This window comes from Bacillus sp. MT94 (genome assembly GCF_058792475.1).
In genome coordinates, this window is sequence record NZ_JBXAEZ010000007.1 from 36842 (window position 1) to 62037 (window position 25196).

The following is a 25196-nucleotide window of genomic DNA, read 5'->3' on the forward strand; positions in this document are numbered from 1 at the left end:
GATGAGGAATTTCTCCTCATCTTTTTTATGCCGTTTTACCTTTTTCTATTGCTTGTTCGTACAGCTCTTTATGTTCTTTATATTCACTTGGTACGAAACTCTTATAGAAAAATGAGAACCAGCTGTCTCCCTTTTTATACCCTTCTTCTCGAATTTCCGCTGCTTTTTTATTCGATTTAAATCCTTCAGTAAACCATTTCTTTAACAATTCATTTCTTTCATACTTAGCAGGAACTTTTAAATCATAGTTTTCAAATGCATACTTATAGCCAGCTTTTTCTACTGCCTTTTTTGTAGATTTATAGCCTTTTTCATACGCTGTTTCATATGCCTTCACGTATACTTCTTTCTCTCTATTTCCAGGATTCTTTTCAGCTAATTCTTTCCCTGTCTTTTCCCCTAATTCAGCTTGCTCTTTTTCAATTTTTTCTACTCTTTCTTTATTCCCTACTTTGAACCCGTCTGCAAAGTTTACCTTAAACTCTGGAGCAACTTGACTATCGTCCATCGTCTCTTGTGCTAAACCTTGTTCTTTTCCTTTTTCAAAATGCGTTTTCTTCTGCTCTTCTAAAGACCATGCGGCTGCATAAGTCGCTTTAAACGCTTGTTTATATGCATCAGATTTTCCAGCTATATGCACTTCTGCATCATTTTTTCCTGCTTTAAAATCAGTTTCTCCATTCTTTTGACCTTCAAGTTGACCTTTTTCCATATCAGCTTGGCGCTGCGCTTCCTCTTGTTTACGTGCCTCTTCAGCTTTTCTTTGTTCCTCGGCTACACGTTGTCTCTCTTCTTCATCTTTACGCTGTGCTTCTGCATTACGTTGTTTTTCAGCCTCAGTATTGCGCTGTGCTTCTACTTGTCTCTCAGCTTCTACAGCACTATTATTATTCTGGCTAGGAGCTGGGCTCGTTGCACCACTACTAGAAGCTGGTTTATTGTGATAATGATATTCCCCGTACTGTAATCCCCATTTCTCACAATTTGTACGACACGTATGTCCGCCATTAGCATCTGTACGCCCTGGATGCGCATAAGCTGAAATTGGAGCTACCAATAACGCTATACTCGTTGTTAAAAGAAGTTTCTTCACCTGTTGTCTCACTCTTGTTCCTCCCAAAATATAGAATTCTAAATTTATTATACATAAATAGAAGAATACTTAAATACCAACCAAAATATTCTATTATTTCTCAACATTAGTAAAAAAGAAGGTGAACTCTTTAAAGAGTTCACCTTCTTTTTTACTTCTTCGCCTTCGTTCCTACTAAATCACCAGCAACAACATAACGCTTAGAATTATCCTTTACAGATACACATGTAATAAGCGTTATCTCATCTTTCCCATGATCCTCTACAACTTCCCACTTATCAGGAGTTACTTCAGATACACCAGTAACCGCATACTCATATTCATTTTCATTGTCATACAAATAAATTTTATCGCCTCTTTTCAAAGAAGCTATATCACTAAATAAAACACCTTTTTTAGACATGTTATGTCCTGCTAGTGCGTAATTTCCTTTTCCCATAACTTGATTCTCTTTTACTGTCGCTGCACCTGATAATAAGTTTTTTTCAGTAGAAGCTTTCAAAACAGGCAGTTCTACTGAAACACTTGGAATCGAAATACGACCGATTACTTGTTTCTTATCTAATGATGCATTCGCTACTTCCGCCAAGTCTGGTTGATTAATTTTGGAAGCATCTACAAATTCCGTCTCATGCTTTTCATAATCCATCTTTTGAACAGCCTGCACATTTTCAGTCTGTTTCTTTTCAGCCTGATATCCATCATAAAATGGCTTTCCAATTAACACGCCACCTACAACAAATAGAAGGATTGCTACTATACTATAAATTCTTTGCTTATTCATATACAATTCCTTTCCCTTACAAAATCTTACTCTATATAAAATGATAAAATAATATCGCCATATGTACAAGTATTAGCTTAAAAAGAAACCTTCTTGCCGGTGCAAGAAGGTTTCTTTTTAAGCTAATTTATTTCTGTATAGTGATACGTGAAATACTGTCATTTGAATAAAGAAAATCGAAAATATAATATATAATGGGTATCCAGGAAGATATTCATTAATAATAGGCGAAAAAGTTAAAAATCCAACTGCACAAGGTAACACAAACCATAACGATACAAATGTTGTTCGGCAAGCTTTATCCGTAATCGCTTTTTCACGTTCATCTTCTAGTGGAAATAATAATGGATACATCCAAAAAGATAAATTCTTATATTTTTTCTTTTGAATTCTATAAAAAATTGTAACTATAATTGCTCCAATAAATAATAAAATGAATGGTACTCCATTAAACCATACTTCAAATGGGAATTTCTCGTTTTTAATTATATCTGCTAACTCTGTAATGACACTATAAAATTCAACAAATGTCCAGCATGCTAAAGCAGTATAAAGCACGTTTATGATATAAGAAAAAACAATTCTATTCATCCTCTTCCCCCTCCTTATTTAAAACAAACACATCTTCCATCTTTAACTGAAACACATCACAAATCGTAAGTGCTAATAACAACGAAGGAACGTAATCCCCTTTTTCAATTGCTGCAATTGTTTGTCTCGTTACTCCAACCTTTTCTGCTAATACGCTTTGTGTAAAGTTAAAACGAGCTCTTAATTCTTTTACTCTGTTTAAAATGGTCAAATTTACCACCTCTCACCATTATTGTATGCTATCCTTAACAAAATGTAAACTCAACTTAACATTATTCTTACAAAAAAAATCCAACTTTACGTATTGTAAAGTTGGATTACGTTTTAGTTTAAAATTGTAAGCTTAACATTTTTTCTGCCCCACTTACTAGACGAAGCTTTATCTGGCATTAAAACATCAATTTTGTGACCTTTAATCGCGCCACCAGTATCTGCTGCAATTGCTTCTCCGTATCCTTCAACATATACACGAGAACCTAATGGGATAACAGATGGATCCACCGCAATCAATTTCATTCCTGGGTTTGCAGTTAGATTATAGCCTCCCCATGCAGAATATACTTGTTGACCTGGTGCATAGCCATTTTCACCTGGATCTGCTGTATAAGCTGTTGCATGTACATAAAGTTCTTTCCCGCCAGCAGTTGGCTTAGAAGACGGTTCAGGTTGTGCAGGTTTTGCAGGTTCTACCTTCGAATTATTATTAGCAACTGGTTCAGCCGGTTTACTAGCTTTTTCTTGCTTTTGCTTTTCAGCAATTTCTGCTTGTGCTTTCGCTAAAGCTTCTTGCTCTGCTTTTGCAGCCGCTTCTGCTTTTGCACGCTCTTCCGCCGCAATTCTTGCTGCTTCTTGTTCACGAGCAATTGTTTCTTGTACTGCCTTCATATTTGATTCAATTTTAGCTTTTTCTTCCGCTGCTAAATTAAGTTGACTTGCAACCTCATTATATTTAGCTTGAACTGTTTGTAAGTTATCTTGACGTTTTTTCAAGTTATCTTGCAGTTCAGCTTGCGCTTTTGCTAATTTTTGTTTATCTACTACTAAAGATGCTTCTTTTTCGTCAATTGTTTTCTTATCTTCTTCAATTTGACGAAGATCTTGTTCTTGTAGACGTAAAATTTCTTTATCAGCTTCTAGAATAGTAGAAACTGCGTTCATACGTTGTAAGAAGTCTGCAAAGTTTTTTGACTCTACTACAACTTCTACTACTAAACTTGTATTTGAGCTGTTTTGAACAGAAACCATACGTTTTCTCATAATATCTTTACGAGCAAGGACTTTATCCTCTAAAACGACAATTTCTTCCTTTTTTTGTTCAATCTGCTTATGTGTTTCATCGATTTTACGTTGAATAGCAGCTTGATCCTCTTTATTTTTTGCAATTGTATTATTTAAATTATGTAGTTCGTTTTCGATACCTTTAATTTCTTTACTAACAGCTTGCTTCTCTTGCTCTTTCTTTTGCATTTCTGCATCGTTTTGTTGCAATTGCTGTTGCATGTTGTTAAGTTTCTCGTCGTTTGACTCTGCTTTTACAGCGACTGTACTAGAAAGACCGATAATTCCTGCTAATACTAGACTACTGATTCGCTTAAAATAGTTCATAATCCGACTCCCTTCTTATACAGTTATACATGATTTATTTTACAGTTTGTTTACAAAACGATTAAATACAGTTTATTTTTCGTGACAAAAAAAAGAGAATTATGAATAAAATGTAATAGATTCTTAAATATTTAACAATTCCTATATTTAAAAAATACAAAAGATGCTAAAATCCAAATATAGAGAAAATATAACTTTCGAAGGCGGTTGAAATAAATACATGTTTACTCAAAAGAAATCACTCCAACATACAATTGCTCAATTAGAAGAGCGTATACAAGAATTAGAAGCAGAATTAAAACAAAAAGATATTGAAAAACAAGAGACTATTTCTACTATCCACGATCGTGTACAAAGCGTTGTCCAAGAGCACCAACTTGTAAATAACCAACACAATACACTCCAAAATTTAGTTCAACAATTAAGTTCATGTTTCGAAAATGTTTCAACACGTACGACACATTCCAATGAGTTAAATAATGAAATGTTACAAAAGGAACAAAGCTTAATTCAGTCTATTGCAGAAATTATTGACTGCTCTAATGAAGGAAAAGAATCCGTTCACCGCTTACTTATTGTAATTAATAAATTAGGTGAACAATCCCAACGCACGTCTAATAGTATGAATCATCTAAGCGAACGCTCAAAGGAAATCGAGCAAATTGTAGAAGTCATTCAAAACATTGCAGCACAAACAAATTTACTTGCTTTAAATGCGAGTATTGAAGCCGCACGTGCTGGAGAACACGGTAAAGGATTCGCTGTCGTTGCCAATGAAGTAAGAAAACTAGCAGAAAGTACAGCAGAAAGTACAAAAAACATAGGCAACTTAACGAAAAAAATTCAAGAAGAAATTGAAAAAGCATACGATAACACAAAAGATAATTTACATTTAGTCGATGAAGGTGTAGAAATGAGCGCCGATACAAACGCTAGAATTGAAAATATTTTAGTTATGATTCAAACGTTACAAAATGGTGCTACAAATGTTATTAAAGCTATTGAAAACCAAAAATCTTGTAATGATGACATATTACGAGAATTCGCTAACACACAACAAATGTTCCAAAAATTAAATACTACTATTATGAATCATATTCATGATGCTGAAAAAGTCGATGTTCAATTGTCTAAAAGTCTTCAAGGAACAGTAAATTCTTAATTAAAAATAAAAATCCCTTATACTGCTATAAGGGATTTTTATTTTATTTCGAATATTTATTTCTTTTCAATATTCATCCATATCTTTGTTATAATGGAAAAGTTGTTTCTTTCAACTAATAAACAAGGAGGTTATTATGGAACAATTTTACTACGTTTTAAAATATTTAATTCTCGGTCTGTTCCAAGGACTAACAGAACCAATTCCAATTTCTTCAAGTGGTCATCTCGTTTTAGCACAACATTTGCTAGGACTAAAAATAGAAGGGTTTAGCTTCGAACTACTTGTTAATTCAGCTTCATTATTAGCTGTATTACTTATTTATAGAAATGATTTAATTCGTCTAACGAAGAATGGTCTCTCTTATATATTTACAAGAGCAGAAGACGCAAAATCAGATTTCTTCTTTATTATTTATCTTGTTATTGCAACCATTCCAGCAGGTGTTATTGGTGTTTTATTTAAAGATTACATCGATCAGTACTTAAAAGGTGTGAAGATGGTTGGGATTTCCCTTCTTATTACTGCTGTCGGCCTTTGGATTATTAGAAATTTACGCGGTCGTAAAAATGATGGCGACCTTTCTATGAAAGATGCAATCATCGTCGGATTAGCACAAGCTTGCGCACTGATTCCCGGAATAAGCCGATCTGGTGCCACAATCGTAGCAGCAATGTTACTTGGTATGAAGCAAGAAACAGCTCTTCGCTTTTCATTCTTACTATACATTCCTGTTAGCTTAGGTGGCTTATTGTTAAGCATTACAGACATTGCAAATGATCCAAATCTAGACACATTATTCGTGCCATATGTTGTTGCATTCATCGCAACATTTATCATGACGTATATTTCACTAAAATGGTTTATGAACATTATGGCAAAAGGAAATTTAAAATATTTCTCTTTCTATTGTATTATCGTAGGTGTACTTACTCTTATTTTCTTATAAAATGAAACTTACAAATTGAAAGCGAGTCATTCTATTACACTAGATGACTCGCTTTTTTATACCTGTATTAAGTTAAAATCTATCATTTACTTTGAATTTTCTGAATATTATGATATCATTTAAGTTCACTATTATAGTAAAGCTATCTTTCCTACTATTATCGTAAAAGAGGTGTTTATATGTTTATTGTTACTAAACTCATTCATATTAAGTACGGATATGAAAGTGAGCTTCTTTATGGGCTTAAACAATATTATCCTTCTCCCGGAACGAACGGTTGTATTAACATAGAGTTTTCACATGTTCATCCTACAAATGATAAGGCAGAATATATGATTCGTATGTTATGGAAAACACAACAAGATTACCATACATGGCTTTCTCAAAGAGAAAGAAATGTAACTTTGAAGCACAAAATACAAGGCTATATCCTTTCTTCCAAATCAAATGCTAGCTATGTACATTAACCCTTCTCTTTTTATTCCTTACGAGGGGAAAAATGATAAAGTGGAACTTTAATCAGCTCTCATCAATCGGGCTGTTCACAAATAACGAGATAAGGCCCCTCTTACTTTTCATACTGTAAGAGGGCTTCTCTTATGCATACACTTTCTTCTCTTGACAATACAAACGAATAACATGTTTATTTTGTTGAAATACATCATGCGTCAGACGAATAATAATAAAGTTTCTTTTTGTTTGATCATCATGAACAAAAATCTGTTCTCCCTCCTGAAAACGCCATGCACTTTCAAAAGTCGTAATATGATCCCCACTTACAGAAAAAAGTTCATATCGCATCTCTTGTACCCTCTCTCAACTTCTATAATCATAATATCCTCATATTAAATTTATTATAACTTAATTCCTATAAAATTAGTAATTTTTTCTATTTCGAAAGATTTGAACTTTGTATTTAAATATTTTTGGCGCTATAATGATAAACGAATTTTCATTGAAAGGAGTTTTACTTTGACTGCATATTTATTTCCAGTAAAAACAGCATTTATTTTATTTCCCTTTTTAGCAATGTTTCTTTTAATCCCTTTTTTAATATTTAATTATCGAAAATACGGTTATTTAAATAAATGGCGCTCATTTATTTTATACTCATTATTACTTTACTTATTAAATGCCTATTTTCTTGTTATTTTGCCGTTACCACAAACGTTTGATACTTGTAGCCTACAACCAGCTAATACACAACACATGCAACTCTCACCATTTTATTTCATACAAGAGATTAGTAGTCATACATCGGCAGTTTTAACGAAACCAGCTACTTATTTCTACTTATTAAAAGAGTCTGCGTTTTTACAAGTTGCATTTAATGTTCTATTAACTATTCCATTCGGTATTTACTTACGTTATTATTTCCGACGTAGTTTCTTACAAACAATTTGCATTTCCTTTTTCCTTTCACTATTTTTCGAGCTAACACAAGTGACTGGATTATACGGTATATACAATTGTGCATACCGATTATTTGATATCGATGATTTGTTTTTAAATACATTAGGTGGCGTAATTGGTTTTATCATTGCCCCAATATTTACGTACTTCCTTCCGAAGACAAATGAGTTAGATAGTCATATTGATTTAGAAACGAAACCAGTCGGATTCATTCGTCGCCTTATCGCGATGCAAATTGATTGGATTTTCTTATCTATCGTCGTACCTGTCGTTAAAAACAAAGGAAATTCTTTCTTCGTTTCTAATATGCAATCTTACACGAATATGTATGAACTCATTTTCATTACGTGTTCAATCCTTATTTATTTTATTCTTATTCCATACTTTACAAATGGAAAAACAATTGGGAAAGCATTGCTTCGCATTCATCTGAAAGGAAAATCAGATCGTATTACATTAAAAGAACTATTTATTCGCTACGGTATATTTTATTTTGCGTTAGGCGGAATCAATTATATTCTTTCTAGTAGCTCTATGTTAAATCATACAGAACCTTTAGTATTACTCGTTACATTGTTATTCCTATTTATCATTAACGGCCTATTCATTATTCATGTTTTACTGCATGTATTTAGCCGTGATAAACTACTATTTTATGAACATATTAGTCATACAAGAAATGCAATTACACTAAAAAAAGCTGACAAATAATTATTTGTCAGCTTTTTTATATACATAATGTGAAACTTTAATCAGTGGGGGTCTTACTGCCCGGCAAATAGCGGGATAAATAACTTTTCTGCATAAGGATTAAAAAACATTCCAAGTTCATCTAGAGACTTCCTCGCCTGTAAAAACGAATGAAACTCTGGATATATATCTTGTAATTGCTCATACGATAATGTATGCATTTTCCCCCAATGCGGACGCCCTTCATACTTCAGAAAAATTTTTTCCACTTCGCCAAAGTAAGCAGCATATTTCATACCTTTATACATATGAACAGCGATATACGCTGAATCTCTTCCATAGGCTGGACTAAGCCATATATCATCACCCTTCACATAGCGGCATTCGATCGGGAAGTGCACCTTATACTTTTTCTTTTCAATAAGATTTGAGATTTCTTCTACCACAGTCCTCATATACTTTGAAGGAATGCTATACTCCATTTCATAAAATGGTACCGTACGTGATGTAGCAAATACTTCATAGCTCGGGCCAATTATTTTTGTGTTTGGTACAGCCTTAGCTGATAATCGACTCACTCCTTTACTTATAGAAGGAAACCATTTACACCCTTTAGATAGCAAAGAGAACATCCTATTTTCAAGTAACTCCACCTTTAGTTTATGCCATTTCAAATCACTGCCTGTATTCGTTGTTTCGTTCGTAAGTTTTACTTGTACTTCATCAGAATAAGGAAAAACGAAAAATTCAAAGTGACGATGCTTCTTATACTCTTCTAGTTTGTTCATTACAGTAGATAATGACTGTTTTTCACTTTCATAAACGAGTGAATACGCTGGAATAACCTTCAATTTTATCTTTACAATGATACCTAACATTCCAAGTGACAACTGAAACGCTCTCCAATATTCTACGTTCTCAGCTTCCGAACAAACTATACTCTCACCATTAGATAAAACGGCCGTAATCTCTATAACTTGTGTTGATAAACTCCCAAAGGTAATACCCGTTCCATGAGTCCCCGTACTAATCGCTCCTGCAATAGATTGTGAATCAATATCCCCTAAATTTTCTTGCGCATAACCTTTTTCCTCAAGTAACTTCCCTAAATCATATAACTTTGTTCCTGCCCACACTTCAGCGACCATCTTCTCTTCATCAATATTCACAATGCCCTTCAATTCATCTAAAGAAACTAAAACTTCTTCGGTTTGCACAAGGGGTGTAAACGAGTGTCCTGAACCAACAACACGAATTTTCCGCCCCTTTTTTCGTGCAAGCCCCACTACTTCTACTACATCTTGTATACTTTCTGGATACATCGTATAATGCGGCGTTCCTTCTACATTCCCTGTCCAATTCCTCCACTTTTGTCCCTTTATAGAAAGCATTGGCCATCCCCCCGATATGTTGAATACTCCCCAACAATCTCTCCTTTTTTAACACGATACAAAAAAGGAAAGCGCTCACATAATTCACCAGCCTTACTATGACGAAACAAAATGGACTCTCCTATATCCACTCGTTCCTCGCCGCTATAAAAAATTGGCGTTTGTACCTCGCCAGCACCTTCTAAAGCTAATAGTTTTGCACCCTTCGGTCTCCAAACTTCAGGCTCTTTATCTTTTCCAACTGCTCCTGAAGCAATATATCCACCACCTAGGCAAGTGTAAATAAACGGGACTGGTTTACGCACAACTGGTAAAGCAAATCCGACCGCTGGATGAAATTTCACCTCTTTATAATAATCAAACAGCTTCGGAGAATAAAAAGCAGAACCTATTGTAATCTCTGAAACTGAATTATCTTTCTCAGTTGTTTTTATGCTTCCTGTTCCGCCTCCATTTACAAACCTTAGCTCAATACCAAGTTTTTGTATTGCTTTTACAATATATTCTCTTCTTTCTTTCACTTCTAGCACTGATTTCTGCTTTAAATACGAAATCACTTTACTCTTCAGCCATTGATTCGGTATATGGTCTCCCACCCCAGCAATTTGAGCTTCATAACCCATCACACCATCTAACATTAAATATGATGACCTTCTCACCTTTTCTACTACTTTCAACGCATCCTGCACATTTTTTACTGGGGATCTTTGTACACCAAAATGAAATTGAAAGAAACGACTACTCATATCAATATCCAAACAAACACGAAAACATCCTCTAGATTTCTCAGCAATTTTTTCTAAATACACAATATGCTCTTCACAATCCACCATACAAGTTATAATGAAACCTTTCTTTGTTAGCAAACTAATTTCACACAAAGCTCTTTCATCATAAGCAGGATATCCGAGCAATAAATCATTAAATCCTTGTTCTATTAAAAATAAAACCTCTCTAGGTGAAAAGCACATAATACCTTGAAATCGATCATTTGCAGCTAAAATCTTTTGCATAATCGGAACAGAACGTAACGATTTACTCGCTATACGAATCTTCTTATTTCCACTTAACTCTATAATCGATTGAATATTTCTATCTAAAGCCACTTCATCCAAAAATGCACAAGGTAATGGAACTTCTTTAAAAATTCCTCGATCCACATTTTTCTCTCCTCTTTTCAATATGTCTTATACATATTGGAAAGAAAGTATGATTTTCCTGTTTGCAAATAAAAAAAGTTTCTTCTTTACGAAGAAACTTTTTGAAACTACTTCATAGAAATAGTCGCCTCTACTGGATAATGATCAGAGTAATCATTATACGTATATTTTTGGAACCACGATGTAACAGTCCATTGTGGAGATTTCGGCTGTAACACCTTATTCTCTATATACGATGGGTTCGCATGGTCTTTGCTTGCAATAATATAATCTAAATATTCGGCAGGACTATCAGGGAAATTATATTTTGCAATACTGTTTGTCGTTGCATCCCAAGTCGCTGTATGTCCAGTATAAGATGGTACAGAAGCGTTCAATGTTTTAAACATAGATGCATACTCTGAATCATTATTGTTCTCTGCATTTATCTTATTTACGTTCATATCACCACCAATTAACACATACTCATTATTTGGTATATTTTTATTTTTAATAAAATCTTGAATTTCTTTTAATTGGTTCGTACGTACAGATGCTGGTGAAGTTTTTCCGCACATACTATCTTCAGCCTGCAAATGCGTCCCAATCACGTGAACGAAACGATCATTTTTCTTAATTTTCGTGTATACAAATCCTTTATTCGATAAATTATCTGGCCCGCATCCTTTTGCAAATACATATTGAATCTTTTCAGCGATTGGCCATTTGCTCACAATCGCAACGCCACCATCTTCAGGAGTTGAAGATGAATAGTTTCCTAACGTTTTATCCCATTCGCTTCCACTACTACGACCTAATACTGCTGTTTGATTTGGATATTCTTTCTTCAAATTGCCTAATAAACGATCTGAAGCACTATTATCAAACACTTCATTTAATATAACAACATCTTGATTCTTTATATAATCTGCCGCCCCGATTAAATCAGCACGCTCAGTTTGTCCCCAGTTTGGATATAAGTTTGTTGATAGCATATATACATTATGCGTCATCACTTTTAATGTATCATTTTGATTTGTAGATGCTTCTGCTTGAGCTGAAGTTCCGCTATATAAAGCTCCTAAACCAACCCCTAAGCTAAGTACACCTTTTAGCAATTTACCTTTCACGTTTCATACCTCCATGTATTGTATAGTAATAAAAAGGCCAAATACTCTATTCTGAGATTTGACCTTTTTCAAATACTTAACGATTTCCGTACGTATCAAACCAAAGCTGAATGTATCCAGCAGTAACACGTTGTGCATCCATTAAACGCTTACCTGTCATTGGTGTAACTTCAGCGCGCCATTTATCTGCATATTCTTGTGATACAGCTGCTCTTACGAACCAATCTTTCGTATTATCATTTACAATGCCAGCGTAATCTTGTTTCGCAACTACTGCCGCTCCATGAATCCAATCTTCTGGATTCGTACCTTTCCAGTTCCAATACCCATTTCCATCCGTTACTTTATAATTATCTTTTATCGTATCTACAAAGTTTTCATATTTAGAATGGAATCCTTGTGGATACGAAAGGTTCGTAAAGTTTGCCGCATGCATTGGTTGGTTTACATCCCCTAAATAATGAAGAGATAATCCTAAATAGAAGAATGCTTGTTTCATATCTTTATTTTTGTAAGACTCACCAGCTAATTTAAAATATTTAGCTCCAGTTTCCTTTGCCTGCTTTGCATACGGAATATAAGTTTTCCCATTGTCAGGGTCATAGAAATGTGAAGCAAATGTGCTATTATCATAATAAGGATTTTCATAGTCAGCAGCATAAATACCGTTCTCTAACTCAGTACGCCATTCATTTAATAGTGCAACTCGATCTTGTTTTACAAGTGTTGTATTACGAGACATAATATCAATTGCACGGTTTACAATCCATAAATGAGAATTCACGCCTTCTTTATGTTTATCTTCAGCAGACCAGCGCGGAATAACTCCAAATCTCTGTCCCCCATCATTTTCATGAGCAAATGCAACACTTTGTAATGGAGCAACTAATGTAATAGCTGCCGCTAAAGCAAGTACTTTCTTTTTCATATAAAATCCTCCATTTTATAATTGAATTATTGTAAACATTTTGTTAGGATCCTATGATGTCGTCCGGTTAACCTATGACTAGAATATCCCACCTTTCACGAAATTTCTATCACTAAATTAAAATATGCAAATGTTCATATCATTATAACTTTATACATAGTGAATATAATGAATGAATACACTTTCATTTTAATAAACTATTATTAAGGCTTGTCTAAACTAATGTAAAAAAAGAGTAAAGCACCCACATGCTTTACTCTTTTTTTCTATTCGATAATATACTTGGCAATTGTACATTAACTGCCAACTTATGTATAAATCCAAACACTAATCCGATCCCTATAAATATGTATAATATCGTAAATATCTTTCCGAAGTCAGTTTGGGGACTAAATTGCCCATCACCGACAGTAGTCAGCGTCACAACGCTAAAATATAAAGCATCCAGAGGACGTAACCCCTCCACTGTACTATAAAAGATTGTACCAGATATTAATGTCAAAATTGTTAATACGAATAACACTTGAAATTCTTTATCTTTCCATGCTCGCAAACAAGCTTTTAGCATCCGTTTCAATGTCAATATAAATGAAAGCATTAGACTTCCCCTTCCAAACAAAATACCTTTAGTTACAGGAAAGTCTATCACCTTTCTGTACAGAAAAAAAGTAGCCCTCTTCTATTTCTAGAAAAGGGCTACTTTTTTCGATTCTATCTTATTTAGGTGAAACAAGAATTTTCACTTGGGTTTTATCTTTTACAAGTGCTTCAAATCCTTCTTCAACAACTTGATCCACTGTAATTTTTTTCGTAATTAATTTCTCTGCTTGAATTTGTCCAGAGCTAATCAATTTAATAACAGCTGGGAAGATGTGACGGTATCCTAAAATACCAATAACTTCTTTTTCTTTTAATACTAAGTTATTTGGAGTAATTGTTGCGTCTTTTTCCCATACACTAACAATTACAGTTTGTCCTTCGAAGCTTGTACTTTCAATCGCTTGGCGTAGTACAACTTCAACACCTGTTACTTCAAAGCTAACATTTACACCTAAACCATTTGTTAAGTTACGAATTTCAGCTAACACATCTTGAGTTGCTGGGTTTAATACATAATCCGCACCTGCTAATTTCGCTAACTCTTGACGTTCTTTAGAAAGTTCAACTGCAATAACAGGAGTTGCTCCTGCTGCTTTAGCTGCTTGGATAACAAGAAGTCCAATTGGACCGCAACCAAATACCGCTACAGCTTCCCCTTCTTTTAATTTACTTTGACGTACTGCATGAACTGCTACTGCTGCTGGTTCTACAAGCGCACCTTGTTCATACGTCATTTCATCTGGAATGTGATGAACCATATCTTCTGGTACTACTGTATATTCAGAGAAACCGCCGCCTTCTCCGCCAAGACCGTGGAAAACAAGTTGTTCACAAACATTGTAATGTCCATGTTTACAAGCTTCACATTTACCACAAGAATAAATTGGCTCTACAACAACGCGGTCTCCCACTTTATGAGATGTAACTCCTTCACCAATCTCTATTACCTCACCACTAAACTCATGACCTAAAATAACAGGTGCTTTCACATGTGTTAATGGATGTTCTTCTGTTGGAATAAAAATAGGCCCTGCTAAATATTCATGCAAGTCTGTCCCACAAATACCACACCATTTAACTTTGATTTTCACTGTTCCTGGTTTTACTGTTGGTTCTGGTACTTCTTCTACTCGTACATCACGTTGATTATGCCAAAGTAGTGCTTTCATTTTATACATCCCTCTCTATGTATATACTTAACCTGGTGAAGTTTACAACTCTATTATAATACTTCTATCCATATATTTCAAAAAAACAATCACGTTCCCACTAATTTTTTACAAATAACGTTCAATATTTTGTCACTTTGTACTTTTTTCCACATCTGTTAATTCAATTTCATTGCAGGTGAAATTAGCATTGTGCCATAATAGCATAGGAGAGGTGAATATCGCTTGAAATATTTTATTTACTTTATCGTTATCGTGGCATTTTTAGATACATTTTCACAATTACCTATTATGAGTACTTTCGCTCAAAGCCTTGGAGGAACTCCTCTTATTATCGGTCTAGTTGTCGGTATGTACTCATTCGCTAATATGATCGGTAATATTATTGCTGGAGCCGCTGTCGATAAATTTGGTGCAAAAAAAATCCTTTATATAAGCATGGGAATTACGAGTTTCATAGTCTTGTTATACACCGTTGTTCAAAGTGGTGAACAACTATTAGTTGTGCGCTTTATGCATGGATTTAGTGATGGCTTTTTAATTCCTGCTGCCTTTACATTTTTATCAAAACAAACAAATGCAAAAAGACAAGGAAAAGCAATGGCTCTATCTGGTGCTGCTGTTGGAACAGCCGCAATCGTAGGACCTGCTTTCAGCGGTATTATGAAAGCAACAGCTGGCGTAGAGTGGGTCTTCATTACTATTTCTATTTTAATGGCTCTTGGTACGATCGTATCTCTATTCTTCTTACCAAATAACGTATCAAGAAAAGATACATCAAGAACGCAAATGATGAACAAAGAAGATATGGTTGAACTTTTAAAATCAGAACCGTTATTACAAGCATATATTGGTGCTTTCACATTAATGTTTTCACAAGGAATTGTCACTTATATGTTACCAGTAAAAGTTGAGGCATTAGCGCTTAAAGCATCCACAACAGGCATGATGTTAAGTGTATTCGGTATAACTGCTATCCTCTTCTTCTTGCTTCCAACAAATCGTATTTACGATCGATTTAATCGTTCGAAACTAATGCTAATCGGAATTGCAGTTATGGCATTCGCATTATCTTTACTCGGATTATTTGCTACAAAAGGTATGCTCTTTATCGTAATGATGATTTATGGAATTGGATTCGCAATCCTCTTTCCGTCTATTAACGCTTTACTCGTTGAAAATACTACAGACGATAATCGTGGAAAGGCATTCGGATTATTTTATGCCTTCTTCTCATTAGGAGTTGTTGCTGGCTCCTTTACAGTCGGCGCAATCGGAGCATCACCTAGCATCAGCTTCATTATCGGGACAGCATTTTTATTAACATTTGCTGGGATGATTTATGTAAGAAGCAAAGTAAAAAAGACAATGATGGGATAATCCATCGTTGTCTTTTTTAAAATGCATATTGATATAATCCGTAATATAATGGAAGCGTTGGAATAATGCCAATTAATTTAAATATAAAAGGTAATGGCTCATCTCGCTCTTCATATAAACGAAAAACAAAAACTGCAGTTAAAGTCCAAATGACGCTAAACAAGAAGATACATTTCCAAACAATTGAGGTTAATATTTGTATATCAAATACAAAACCAAAAAGCCCTATCCACGTAATAATAGATACTACAAAGTCAAACTTTTGAATTGGTGTTTGAAACATACCCCTTACTAACGAAATAATAGCTAACATTGCTACAATAACTAAATATATTTTCCAAAGCATAATGATAATCTCCTATTCAATTTAACTTTTAACTTTCAGCAAACCATATTTAATAAACAATATAGCATTATATTTTTCATAGAAATAATACAATGGATAACAAAATAAAAAGAAAATAAGTACAGTTGGTACATTGTCTACAATAGAAAAATATTTTACTAGTAATTCCTTAATACTCTCTCCAATAATAATAAACAATGGAATTATACAAATCACCGCTAATATTAAACATGGCGTTACCCTGATTTCTTTCAACTTCACCTTACAATGTGGACACCTTAATGAAAAAGGATGCGGGAGATCAATAATATGCTGTACAGTAATATCCCCTTCACACTGTGGACATTCAATAACTTCTTTCATTTATCGCTTACTCCTTTCTATCTATAAAAAGAGCCCTATTGAATAGAACTCTTTTTTGCCCAATATATTACTTTTGTGTATAACCAAATAACAATGTAAATAAATTGAGCCGTAAAGGCAATAATACATCGCTTCTTTTAAAAAGAAAGTTTATAAATACCGACGATACTTCGACAATTTCCTCGGAAATATTTCCTTTCCCCACATAATTTGATACACTACACATGAATAAACACTTGTATTACATAAACTAAAATAATAACTTACTGTACAAATTAAAAAGCACACTCTTCATATGAAGAGTGTGCTTTTATGTTATTAACGTTTAATCCAAACAGCGCCTGCCGATTTATCTTCTGCCTGTCCAACAACTTGGAATTTAAGTCCAAGGTTTGGAACTTTTCTTCCTGCATCTGCAATTTGCTTGTTACTATATACTTTTGAATCATCAAAAGTTGTAACACCTTGTAATCCAGAATAGTTAAACTGACCACGTGTTAATGAATTTACACTCCATGCTGGTGTTTTATCAAATGAAAATGCAGCATCTGCAATTTGCATGCCCGTATTACCGTATGCTGGTTTTCCGTTTAAATTACCAACTAGCGCTTCTGGATGAGAATCTACAACACCAAGGAATCCTTCACCTGGATGCACCCCAACCCAGTTATCTTTGAAACTATCATCTGCATACCAAACGACAAGACCTGTATTATACACTGGACCTTTTCCTGCTTTTAAACCATTATCTGATCCCGCATAGTTTCTCCACTCTAAGTAGTAATAATGAGCTTTCTTCTCTGTCCCATCAGAAACAACAAAACCATTTAAATTCATTTTAGACTGTCCTTCTGCATCATCAGAAAATACAACTTGTCCATCAACAGTTACATTTACATTGTCCATCGCAAAACCTTTATATGTTACAGCCGGATCTGTAATATAGTCTAATTGTAGTTTCACTTTTTTGCCTTTAAATTGACTTAAATCATATGATTTATCAATCCATTTCCCATCTGTTGTATCTTTATCTCCTTGGACTACTTTTTCTCCAAGTCTATCAATTAACGTCTTCGTTCCATCTTCTGTTACTGCATGTACTTCGACGAAATCGCACTCTGCTTCTAACTCATAATTTGCTTTATAATCGAATTTTGCATTTGTTCCTTTTGTTAAATCAAAGAAAGGTGTCTCTAACGTTGTATGCATATCATCGCCTCTTGTACTATAATATGCATGCTTTCCAAACTCCGGTTTAATCGTTTCAACACTTTTACCTGGTAAGTTAACACGTACAACGCCTGGACGATTTGATTTCGTAACACTTTGATCAATATAGGTAGGAACTCCCATACCACTCTTAATTTTATCGTAATCTACTTCTAATATTTTTGCCCAGTTGCCACCCATATTCTTTTGTAAGAAGTCTTTATTTTGTGGTGAAAAACTTGTCGGCTCCGTTCCTGCGATTTTTCCTGTCCAACTACCTCCACTCATTAACGACCAAGCTTCGACAGGTGAACCATTTCCAGTATATTTCGTGTCATATTCATCTGGTAATCCAAGATCATGTCCAAATTCATGCGCAAACACACCTACAGCTCCATCTTCTGGTTCAATTGTGTAATCATGTGCTGCTACTTTTCCACCAAAGTAATCTACTTTTGATTTTGTACCTTCAATCGCTACTGGATCTACTGCTAATTTTGAACGATGTGACCAGATCGCATCATCACCTAATTTACCACCACCTGCTTCTTGACCAACACCAGCATGGATTACCATTAAATGATCAATTACACCGTCAGGTTCATTTTGATTCCCATCCCCGTTTGTATCATATCTATCAAACTGATCAAACTGAGATAAATCTAGTCCTTTCTCAGCAGCTGCATGCAAAGCTTCTTTCACTAAATCACGTGCACCTTTCGGACCTTTATTATCGTGACCACTGCTACCATCAGCTCCATAATCAGATGCTTTTCCTGGAACTGTTAGCCACTCCGTTACATATCCGTCTGTCGTATAACTACCACCAGACTGCTCTTCATAGTATTGTTTAAACGTTTTTACTTTTGAACCATCAAATAATGTATAAGGCTCCTTACCGAACAACATCTTTTGATAATGTTCTCTACTAAAGTCTTTCGAATACATATAACCTGGTGTTTGATCAATATTATTATGTTTATAATCACTAAATTCAACGAGTAGCACTAATACTTTATCCGATCGAACAGATCCTTTATATGGAGCTTGCTTTGCTTTTGAAGTTGGAACTTGCCCATTTAATTGCTTTTTATTTGGTTCTGGCTTTTGCTCAAGATTAATATTTTTTTCAGTCTTTTTTACATTTTCCTTTTCTTCCATCTTTTTCTCTTTTACTTTTTTTGTGAAATCAGACGTTTCTTGTGAGTGAGCATCTGGAAGAATTTCTTTGTTCGCCTGATCTCCTTGTTTCTTTTCAATATATTGCTCGACAGCCTTTTTCGTCTCTTCTTTAGAAGATGCTGGATTAATTGTTCCTCTTTCTTTCAAAGCTTCCGCTAAACGATCTTCTTGAATTAAATTGTAATCAATTGGCGTTGTAGACACATTCTCTTTCTCTTTTGCTGGCGTTTCTGCATATGCTAACGGCGCACTCATTACAGATGTGCATCCGATAATTGCTGCAATTGCTAATGATGACAACACTTTAAATGGGGCTTTTCTTCTCATTCCATTTCTCTCCTTTTATAAAACTTAAAATTCAGATAAATCGGTGCGTTTTTGTCGAAATCTCTGTTTACTACCCTCCCTATATAAAAAGACATAATTCTATAAACATTAAACTTTCTGTTATAGAATCATGCCCTCCAGTTTTCTGGTCAGACCCTCTATCTGTTTATCCCTTGGTTCAACTAATAATCAGTGTGCTGATGAACAAAGCCCCCACTGATTAAAGTTTCACTTTATATCGAAATATGAAAAATAAAGAGTTATGTGATATATATTAAATATCTTATATAACAAATTTAAAAGACAATATGCAAAATTGCATGAAAATTCTTTTAAATAAAAAAGAATCCTAGTCAATTAAACTAGGATTCTTGATTTTCTATTATTTCTCTTGTGTTTTTTCCCAATCAGCTAAGAATTTCTCAATTCCTTGATCTGTTAATGGGTGCTTCACTAATGAAGCAATTACGTTTGCTGGGATTGTTGCAATATGTGCACCGTTTAATGCTGCGTCAGTTACGTGAACGCTGTGACGTACAGATGCTGCAATGATTTCTGTTTCGATGCCATGAATTGCAAAGATTTCTGCGATTTGACGAATTAAATCCATACCGTTATGACCGATATCATCTAAACGACCTAAGAATGGTGAAACATATGTTGCACCAGCGCGAGCTGCAAGTAATGCTTGAACTGCTGAGAATACTAATGTAACGTTTGTACGAATTCCTAAATCTGAGAATGCTTTTACTGCTTTTAAACCTTCTGTTGTCATTGGAACTTTTACAACAACGTTTGGAGCAATCTTCGCTAATTCTTTTCCTTCTTCAATCATTTTATCAGCTTCTAAGCTAATTACTTCTGCACTTACAGGTCCTTCTATAAAGCTGCAAATTTCACGAATACGCTCATGGAAATCTACGCCTTCTTTTGCTACAAGTGATGGGTTTGTCGTTACTCCAGCTACTACGCCTAATGCATTTGCCTCTTTAATTTCGTTAATGTTTGCTGTATCAATAAAAAATTTCATTTGTTATTCTTCCTTCCTAATTTTCATTTTATATTTATTTATTTTTCTTAATAAGCTCTAATTCAATCGGAATAGATTTGTCCACTTTTTTACCTTGTGTTATCTCTTTTGCTGTTTGCATCGCCTTCTCTCCGATTAATTCCGGTTTTTGAGCGACTGTTGCAGCCATACGCCCATCGTTAACCGCTTTCACAGCATCTTCTGTTGCATCAAATCCAACAACTACTACATCTGTTTTTCCAGCAGACTTCAATGCTTCAAGTGCACCTAATGCCATCTCGTCGTTATGCGCAAACACGGCTTTAATATCACCATTTGCTTGCAAAATGTTTTCCATAACAGATAATCCTTTCGCTCTATCAAAATCAGCCGCTTGTTTGGCAACTACTTTTAAAGACTTATCGGCTACGTTATGGAATCCTTTCCCACGTTCACGAGCAGCAGACGATCCAGGGATTCCTTCTAACTCAGCAACGTTTGCTCCTTCGCCGACTAATTCACGAATGTAATCACTAGCCATTTGACCACCTTCGATATTATTAGATGCAATGTGAGAAACAACCTTACCTGAATTCGCAACGCGGTCTACTGTAATAACAGGAACATTTGCTGCATTTGCCGCACTTACCGCTGAAGCAACAGCATCTGAATCGGTCGGATTAATAACAACTACATCGACACCCTTTTGAATTAAATCTTCAACATCGTTCGTTTGCTTCGCTGCATCATTTTGCGCATCAACAGCAATCAATTCGATGCCGCTATCTTTCGCTTTCTTTTCTGCACCCTTTTTCAAAGTTACAAAGAAGGGATTATTTAAAGTTGAAACAGAGAATCCAACTTTAATAGTTTTATTTCGACCTTTATCGCTAGAATCCTTTGCCCATTCTGGTGGTTCCATTGAACAACCAGCAGTAATGACCATAATACATGCAACGAGTATAAGTAACCATTTCTTCATGAACTGTCCCTCCATTACGCTTCTTTTCGGCGATCAATTAATACAGCTAGTAAGATTACAAGTCCTTTTACAACTTGTTGGAAGAAAGAAGATACACCTAATAAATTTAAACCATTATTTAGTACACCGATAATTAGTACACCGATGAATGTACCAACAATCCATCCTCTTCCCCCAGAAAGACTTGTTCCACCTAATACAACTGCTGCAATTGCATCTAATTCGTAAGAAGTACCTGCAGTCGGCTGTGCAGAATCTAGTCGTGATGTTAAGACAATACCTGCAAGCGCTGCCAAAATTCCGGAAAGACCGTAAATCATTACTTTAATTCTCGTAACATTAATACCTGATAGTGCTGCTGCTTCTTCATTTCCACCAATTGCAAATGTACGACGGCCAAATGTCGTTTTCTTCAAAATGAAGTACAGTACTGCGAAAGCGATCATCATTGTAACAGCTGGTACCGGAATACCAAGAAAATAACCGCGGCCAAACATTTGGAACATTAAATGATCACCAAGACCAGTGATCGGACGTCCGTCCATATAAACAAGCGTCAACCCACGAAAAATAGTCATTGTTGCTAAAGTTGCAATAAATGGAGCTACTTTTCCTTTCGCAATGATGATACCGTTTACAATCCCCATTACAAGACCTGCTAATAGTCCAACTGCCATTGCAAGGAACGGATCCATGCCACTTGCCATCATTCCAGCAACAAGTGCACTTGATAATGCTAAAATAGAACCTACCGATAAGTCAATACCCCCTGTTAAAATTACGAAGGTCATTCCGAATGCAATAAGCGCATTAATCGATACTTGACGCAGTATATTAAATAAATTTGGAATTTCAATGAACGCTGGATTTAAAACTGTAATTACGACGATAATTAATACTAAACCGATTAAAGAACCGAGTTGTTGTAATACATTCCCCTTCTTAGCCATCCTTACTCTCCCCCTGTAGCTAGTGCCATAATAGACTCTTGTGATGCCTCATCTTTCCCTAAAATGCCGCCGACTTTTCCTTCATGAATAACAAGAACTCGATCACTCATTCCTAAAACTTCCGGAAGCTCAGATGATACCATAATAACGGCATCGCCTTGCTCTGTAAGCTTATTCATAATAGAGTAAATTTCTTTTTTCGCTCCAACATCGACACCTCTTGTTGGCTCATCTAAAATGAGTAATTGCGGATGAATGCCTAGCCATTTTGCGATTACAATCTTTTGCTGATTTCCACCAGAAAGAGATTTCACTGCCTGCTCTCCGCTAGATGCTTTCACATTAAGAAGCTTCATCATATCTTCTGTAAACTGTTGTTCTAGCTCATTGCTTAGAACACTTCCCTTTGAAAGACTTTCTAAATTCGGTAAAGCTAAATTTTCTCTAATTGAAAAATCTAACACTAATCCTTCAGACTTTCTATCTTCTGTAATGAAAGCAATTCTTTGTCTAATTGCATCTATCGGACTATCAATCTTTACTTCTTGTCCATTTATAAAAATTTGTCCAGAATCTAAAGGTTCATAACCAAATATCGCTTTCATAATATCAGTACGACCAGCCCCCATCAAACCAGCTACACCAAGGATTTCACCTTTCCTCACTTGAAACGAAACATTTTCAAATTTCCCTTTCTTCGTTCCGTTACGCATTTCAAAAATGACATCACCAATTTGACTATTTCGCTCTGGGTAACGTTCACCAATGCTGCGCCCCACCATCATACTCACTACTTCATCAAATGATGTTTCTGGAATTAATCTCTTTCCAACGTATTCTCCATCACGCAAAATCGTAATGGCATCACATATTGAGAAAATCTCTTCCATACGATGCGAAATGTACACGAATGAAACACCTTCTTTACGTAACTTATTGATTACTGTAAAGAGCGTTTCGATTTCACGATCCGTCAGTGCCGCAGTAGGTTCATCCATAATAATAACGCTCGCGTTTGTCATTAACGCTTTCGCAATTTCGATAATTTGCTGTTGTCCAACCGATAGTTCCTCTGCTAACATAGCACCTCTTACATGCAATCCTAGCTCTGCTAGTTGCTGCTGCGCAATCGCGTTCATTTGTCGAGTGCGTAAAATACCTGTTTTCCCATACATTAACTCTTTACCAAGAAACATATTTTCAGCTACTGTTAAATTCGGCAATATGTTTAGTTCTTGATGTATAAATGCGATGCCGTACTCTTCAGCTTCTTTCGCATTTTTAAAGGTGCGCTCTTGCCCATCAATCGTGATTGTCCCATCATCTTTTTTGTATACACCTGTTAAAATCTTCATGAGCGTTGATTTACCCGCTCCATTTTCCCCCATCAATGCATGGACTTCTCCTGTTTCAATCATAAACTGTGCATTCTTCAAAACAGGATTGCCATTGAACGCCTTTGAAATGTTTTTCATTTCAATATGCATTCCCATCACTTCCCTTTATTAAAAAATCACGCCTGCATGTAAAATTACATTTGCATAAGGCGTAGCCTCGCCTGTACGAATAATCGCCTTCGCTTTCTTTGTATGCTCTTTAAATTGTTCATGAGATACATACTCAAATGCTGGCTCTATTAATTTTTGCTCGATCTCTTTATTTACTTCCGCATTATTTATAATGACTTCTTCTGCTAACGTCACTTTTTCAATTGCCATATCATCAGCTACAACTTGTAACACCTCTAAAAAACTCGGTTTTCCAATCTCAACAGCTAAATCAATTCGTTTTACTCCATCCGGAATCGGTAACCCGCAATCAGCAATTACAACCGTATCTGTATGCCCAAGTGAAGCAAGGACTGCCGCGATTTCACTGTTTAATACACCATGCTTTTTCATCCAACAATCACCTGCACTTCACGTACTCGATCTCTCGTTGGCATACCGCCCTGTGCTCCAAGTTTCGTTACAGAAAGACCACCGGCAATATTCGCGAAACGAATTGCTTTTTGAAGTGTCTCTCCTTCAGAAAGTGCAACTGCTAACGCACCATTAAATGTATCACCAGCTCCAGTTGTATCCACTACATCAACAGCAATGCTAGGAACATGTACAATCTCCGTGCCATTATGGAAACGAACACCGTTAGAACCTTCTGTCATCAATAATTTATTTGGATACTTCGCCAATAAATCTTCAATTGGTGATGTAAAATCATCTAATACGATGCGGCACTCATGTTCATTTGGCGTAATATAAGTTGCTTTTTCTAAAATTTCTTCTGATAAAACTTGTGCTGGCGCTGGATTCAACATAACAGGAATATTATGTTCCTCACAAATAGCCAATACATATTTTACTGTTTCAAGTGGAATTTCTAGTTGAAGAACAACCATATCCGCTTTTACAAGAAGGTCTTTGGAGCGATCTACAACTGACTTATTTACAAGAGCATTTGCCCCTTGTACGACAACAATACTGTTATCTTCTTCTGCTAAAACGATATGAGCAATTCCTGTCGTTCTATCTGTAACCGGTACCACATAATCGATAAAAATGCGTTCGTTCTCTAAATTTTTTCTAACTACTGTTCCATAATCATCATTTCCTACCGCTCCAACCATTGCTACATTTGCTCCTAACCTAGCTGCAGCAACTGCTTGGTTTGCCCCTTTCCCTCCTGGGATTGTATGAAACGCTTCACCAATTACTGTTTCTCCTGCTTTCGGCCGTTTTTTTGAAACAGCCACTAAGTCCATTGAAATGCTTCCTACTACTGCAATATTTGGCATCTGTTTCATC

25 protein-coding genes and 1 pseudogene are annotated in these 25196 nt (G+C 35.3%); 5 read left to right on the plus strand and 21 right to left on the minus strand.

Annotated features, from left to right (window positions below):
• Positions 1–25: 25 nt before the first annotated feature.
• The 5 genes from AC1Q51_RS22595 to AC1Q51_RS22615 form a co-directional block, all read right to left on the minus strand.
• On the minus strand, positions 26–1105 hold the full coding sequence (locus AC1Q51_RS22595; protein ID WP_090978415.1) for a YHYH domain-containing protein: 1080 nt from the start codon (positions 1103–1105) through the stop codon (positions 26–28).
• 139 nt (positions 1106–1244) lie between these two features.
• Positions 1245–1877: a class A sortase gene (locus AC1Q51_RS22600; RefSeq protein ID WP_001041728.1), complete on the minus strand. Its 633-nt coding sequence runs from the start codon at positions 1875–1877 to the stop codon at positions 1245–1247.
• Positions 1878–1994: 117 nt separating this feature from the next.
• Complete coding sequence (locus AC1Q51_RS22605; protein ID WP_001080041.1) at positions 1995–2468, minus strand: DUF2178 domain-containing protein; 474 nt, start codon at positions 2466–2468, stop codon at positions 1995–1997.
• On the minus strand, positions 2461–2679 hold the full coding sequence (locus AC1Q51_RS22610; RefSeq protein ID WP_000154019.1) for a helix-turn-helix transcriptional regulator: 219 nt from the start codon (positions 2677–2679) through the stop codon (positions 2461–2463). Before AC1Q51_RS22610 ends, AC1Q51_RS22605 begins: the two co-directional genes overlap by 8 nt.
• 113 nt (positions 2680–2792) lie before the next feature.
• Positions 2793–4073, minus strand: a complete 1281-nt coding sequence (locus AC1Q51_RS22615; RefSeq protein WP_001105810.1) for a 3D domain-containing protein — start codon at positions 4071–4073, stop codon at positions 2793–2795.
• A gap of 631 nt (positions 4074–4704) precedes the next feature.
• On the opposite strand from AC1Q51_RS22615, the pseudogene AC1Q51_RS22620 reads away from it, so the two are divergent.
• From AC1Q51_RS22620 to AC1Q51_RS22630, 3 genes and pseudogenes are all read left to right on the plus strand, one after another.
• Positions 4705–5235: pseudogene (locus AC1Q51_RS22620) on the plus strand (methyl-accepting chemotaxis protein); the annotation flags it as partial.
• Between the two features lie 136 nt (positions 5236–5371).
• On the plus strand, positions 5372–6184 hold the full coding sequence (locus tag AC1Q51_RS22625; protein ID WP_000434794.1) for an undecaprenyl-diphosphate phosphatase: 813 nt from the start codon (positions 5372–5374) through the stop codon (positions 6182–6184).
• A gap of 179 nt (positions 6185–6363) precedes the next feature.
• Positions 6364–6651: an antibiotic biosynthesis monooxygenase gene (locus AC1Q51_RS22630; RefSeq protein WP_000471253.1), complete on the plus strand. Its 288-nt coding sequence runs from the start codon at positions 6364–6366 to the stop codon at positions 6649–6651.
• A gap of 130 nt (positions 6652–6781) precedes the next feature.
• Here the strand turns inward: AC1Q51_RS22630 and AC1Q51_RS22635 are convergent, their stop codons facing one another.
• A complete protein-coding gene (locus tag AC1Q51_RS22635) occupies positions 6782–6985 on the minus strand; it encodes a hypothetical protein (RefSeq protein ID WP_001268332.1) in 204 nt (67 codons plus the stop codon).
• 171 nt (positions 6986–7156) lie between these two features.
• Here AC1Q51_RS22635 and AC1Q51_RS22640 point away from each other — a divergent pair, with 171 nt between their 5' ends.
• Positions 7157–8308, plus strand: a complete 1152-nt coding sequence (locus AC1Q51_RS22640) for a VanZ family protein (RefSeq protein ID WP_000128016.1) — start codon at positions 7157–7159, stop codon at positions 8306–8308.
• Between the two features lie 53 nt (positions 8309–8361).
• Here AC1Q51_RS22640 and AC1Q51_RS22645 read toward each other — a convergent pair whose 3' ends face one another.
• The 6 genes from AC1Q51_RS22645 to bdhA all read right to left on the minus strand — a co-directional run bounded on the left by AC1Q51_RS22645 (position 8362) and on the right by bdhA (position 14644).
• A complete protein-coding gene (locus AC1Q51_RS22645) occupies positions 8362–9678 on the minus strand; it encodes a D-arabinono-1,4-lactone oxidase (protein WP_065229759.1) in 1317 nt (438 codons plus the stop codon).
• Positions 9666–10838 (minus strand): amino acid deaminase/aldolase, encoded by a 1173-nt coding sequence (locus tag AC1Q51_RS22650; RefSeq protein ID WP_000373758.1) that lies wholly within the window; start codon positions 10836–10838, stop codon positions 9666–9668. The genes AC1Q51_RS22645 and AC1Q51_RS22650 overlap by 13 nt, the downstream gene beginning before the upstream one ends.
• Positions 10839–10945: 107 nt before the next feature.
• Positions 10946–11947, minus strand: coding sequence for a sphingomyelinase C (sph, locus tag AC1Q51_RS22655; protein ID WP_000676799.1), 1002 nt, complete (start codon positions 11945–11947; stop codon positions 10946–10948).
• A gap of 76 nt (positions 11948–12023) precedes the next feature.
• Complete coding sequence (gene cerA, locus AC1Q51_RS22660) at positions 12024–12875, minus strand: phospholipase CerA (protein ID WP_000730997.1); 852 nt, start codon at positions 12873–12875, stop codon at positions 12024–12026.
• A 253-nt stretch (positions 12876–13128) separates the two neighbouring features.
• Positions 13129–13473, minus strand: coding sequence for a potassium channel family protein (locus AC1Q51_RS22665; protein WP_000948035.1), 345 nt, complete (start codon positions 13471–13473; stop codon positions 13129–13131).
• Positions 13474–13591: 118 nt separating this feature from the next.
• Positions 13592–14644 carry a (R,R)-butanediol dehydrogenase gene (gene bdhA, locus AC1Q51_RS22670; protein WP_000645827.1) on the minus strand — a complete coding sequence of 351 codons (1053 nt, stop codon included), beginning with the start codon at positions 14642–14644 and terminating at the stop codon, positions 13592–13594.
• Positions 14645–14869: 225 nt separating this feature from the next.
• Between bdhA and AC1Q51_RS22675 the strand changes: the two genes are divergently transcribed.
• Positions 14870–16024 (plus strand): MFS transporter, encoded by a 1155-nt coding sequence (locus tag AC1Q51_RS22675; RefSeq protein WP_000873271.1) that lies wholly within the window; start codon positions 14870–14872, stop codon positions 16022–16024.
• A 16-nt stretch (positions 16025–16040) separates the two neighbouring features.
• On the opposite strand, the gene AC1Q51_RS22680 is transcribed toward AC1Q51_RS22675, so the two are convergent.
• From AC1Q51_RS22680 to rbsK, 9 genes are all read right to left on the minus strand, one after another.
• Positions 16041–16370, minus strand: a complete 330-nt coding sequence (locus tag AC1Q51_RS22680; protein WP_000964465.1) for a hypothetical protein — start codon at positions 16368–16370, stop codon at positions 16041–16043.
• A gap of 21 nt (positions 16371–16391) precedes the next feature.
• Complete coding sequence (locus AC1Q51_RS22685) at positions 16392–16733, minus strand: hypothetical protein (protein WP_090978413.1); 342 nt, start codon at positions 16731–16733, stop codon at positions 16392–16394.
• Positions 16734–17051: 318 nt separating this feature from the next.
• Entirely contained in the window at positions 17052–19451 is a 2400-nt protein-coding gene (gene inhA2 / locus AC1Q51_RS22690) for a M6 family metalloprotease immune inhibitor InhA2 (protein WP_492331729.1), read from the minus strand.
• A gap of 382 nt (positions 19452–19833) precedes the next feature.
• A complete protein-coding gene (gene fsa / locus AC1Q51_RS22695) occupies positions 19834–20481 on the minus strand; it encodes a fructose-6-phosphate aldolase (RefSeq protein WP_000667666.1) in 648 nt (215 codons plus the stop codon).
• Positions 20482–20515: 34 nt separating this feature from the next.
• A complete protein-coding gene (gene rbsB / locus AC1Q51_RS22700) occupies positions 20516–21442 on the minus strand; it encodes a ribose ABC transporter substrate-binding protein RbsB (RefSeq protein ID WP_000758975.1) in 927 nt (308 codons plus the stop codon).
• A 14-nt stretch (positions 21443–21456) separates the two neighbouring features.
• Positions 21457–22392: an ABC transporter permease subunit gene (locus tag AC1Q51_RS22705; RefSeq protein ID WP_001074649.1), complete on the minus strand. Its 936-nt coding sequence runs from the start codon at positions 22390–22392 to the stop codon at positions 21457–21459.
• A gap of 2 nt (positions 22393–22394) precedes the next feature.
• The gene (rbsA, locus tag AC1Q51_RS22710) at positions 22395–23879 is read right to left on the minus strand and encodes a ribose ABC transporter ATP-binding protein RbsA (protein WP_002094284.1); all 1485 of its coding nucleotides are present in this window, start codon (positions 23877–23879) and stop codon (positions 22395–22397) included.
• A gap of 18 nt (positions 23880–23897) precedes the next feature.
• Positions 23898–24293 (minus strand): D-ribose pyranase, encoded by a 396-nt coding sequence (gene rbsD, locus AC1Q51_RS22715; RefSeq protein ID WP_000716151.1) that lies wholly within the window; start codon positions 24291–24293, stop codon positions 23898–23900.
• A complete protein-coding gene (gene rbsK, locus AC1Q51_RS22720; RefSeq protein ID WP_001132865.1) occupies positions 24290–25186 on the minus strand; it encodes a ribokinase in 897 nt (298 codons plus the stop codon). Before rbsK ends, rbsD begins: the two co-directional genes overlap by 4 nt.
• Positions 25187–25196 lie beyond the last annotated feature (10 nt).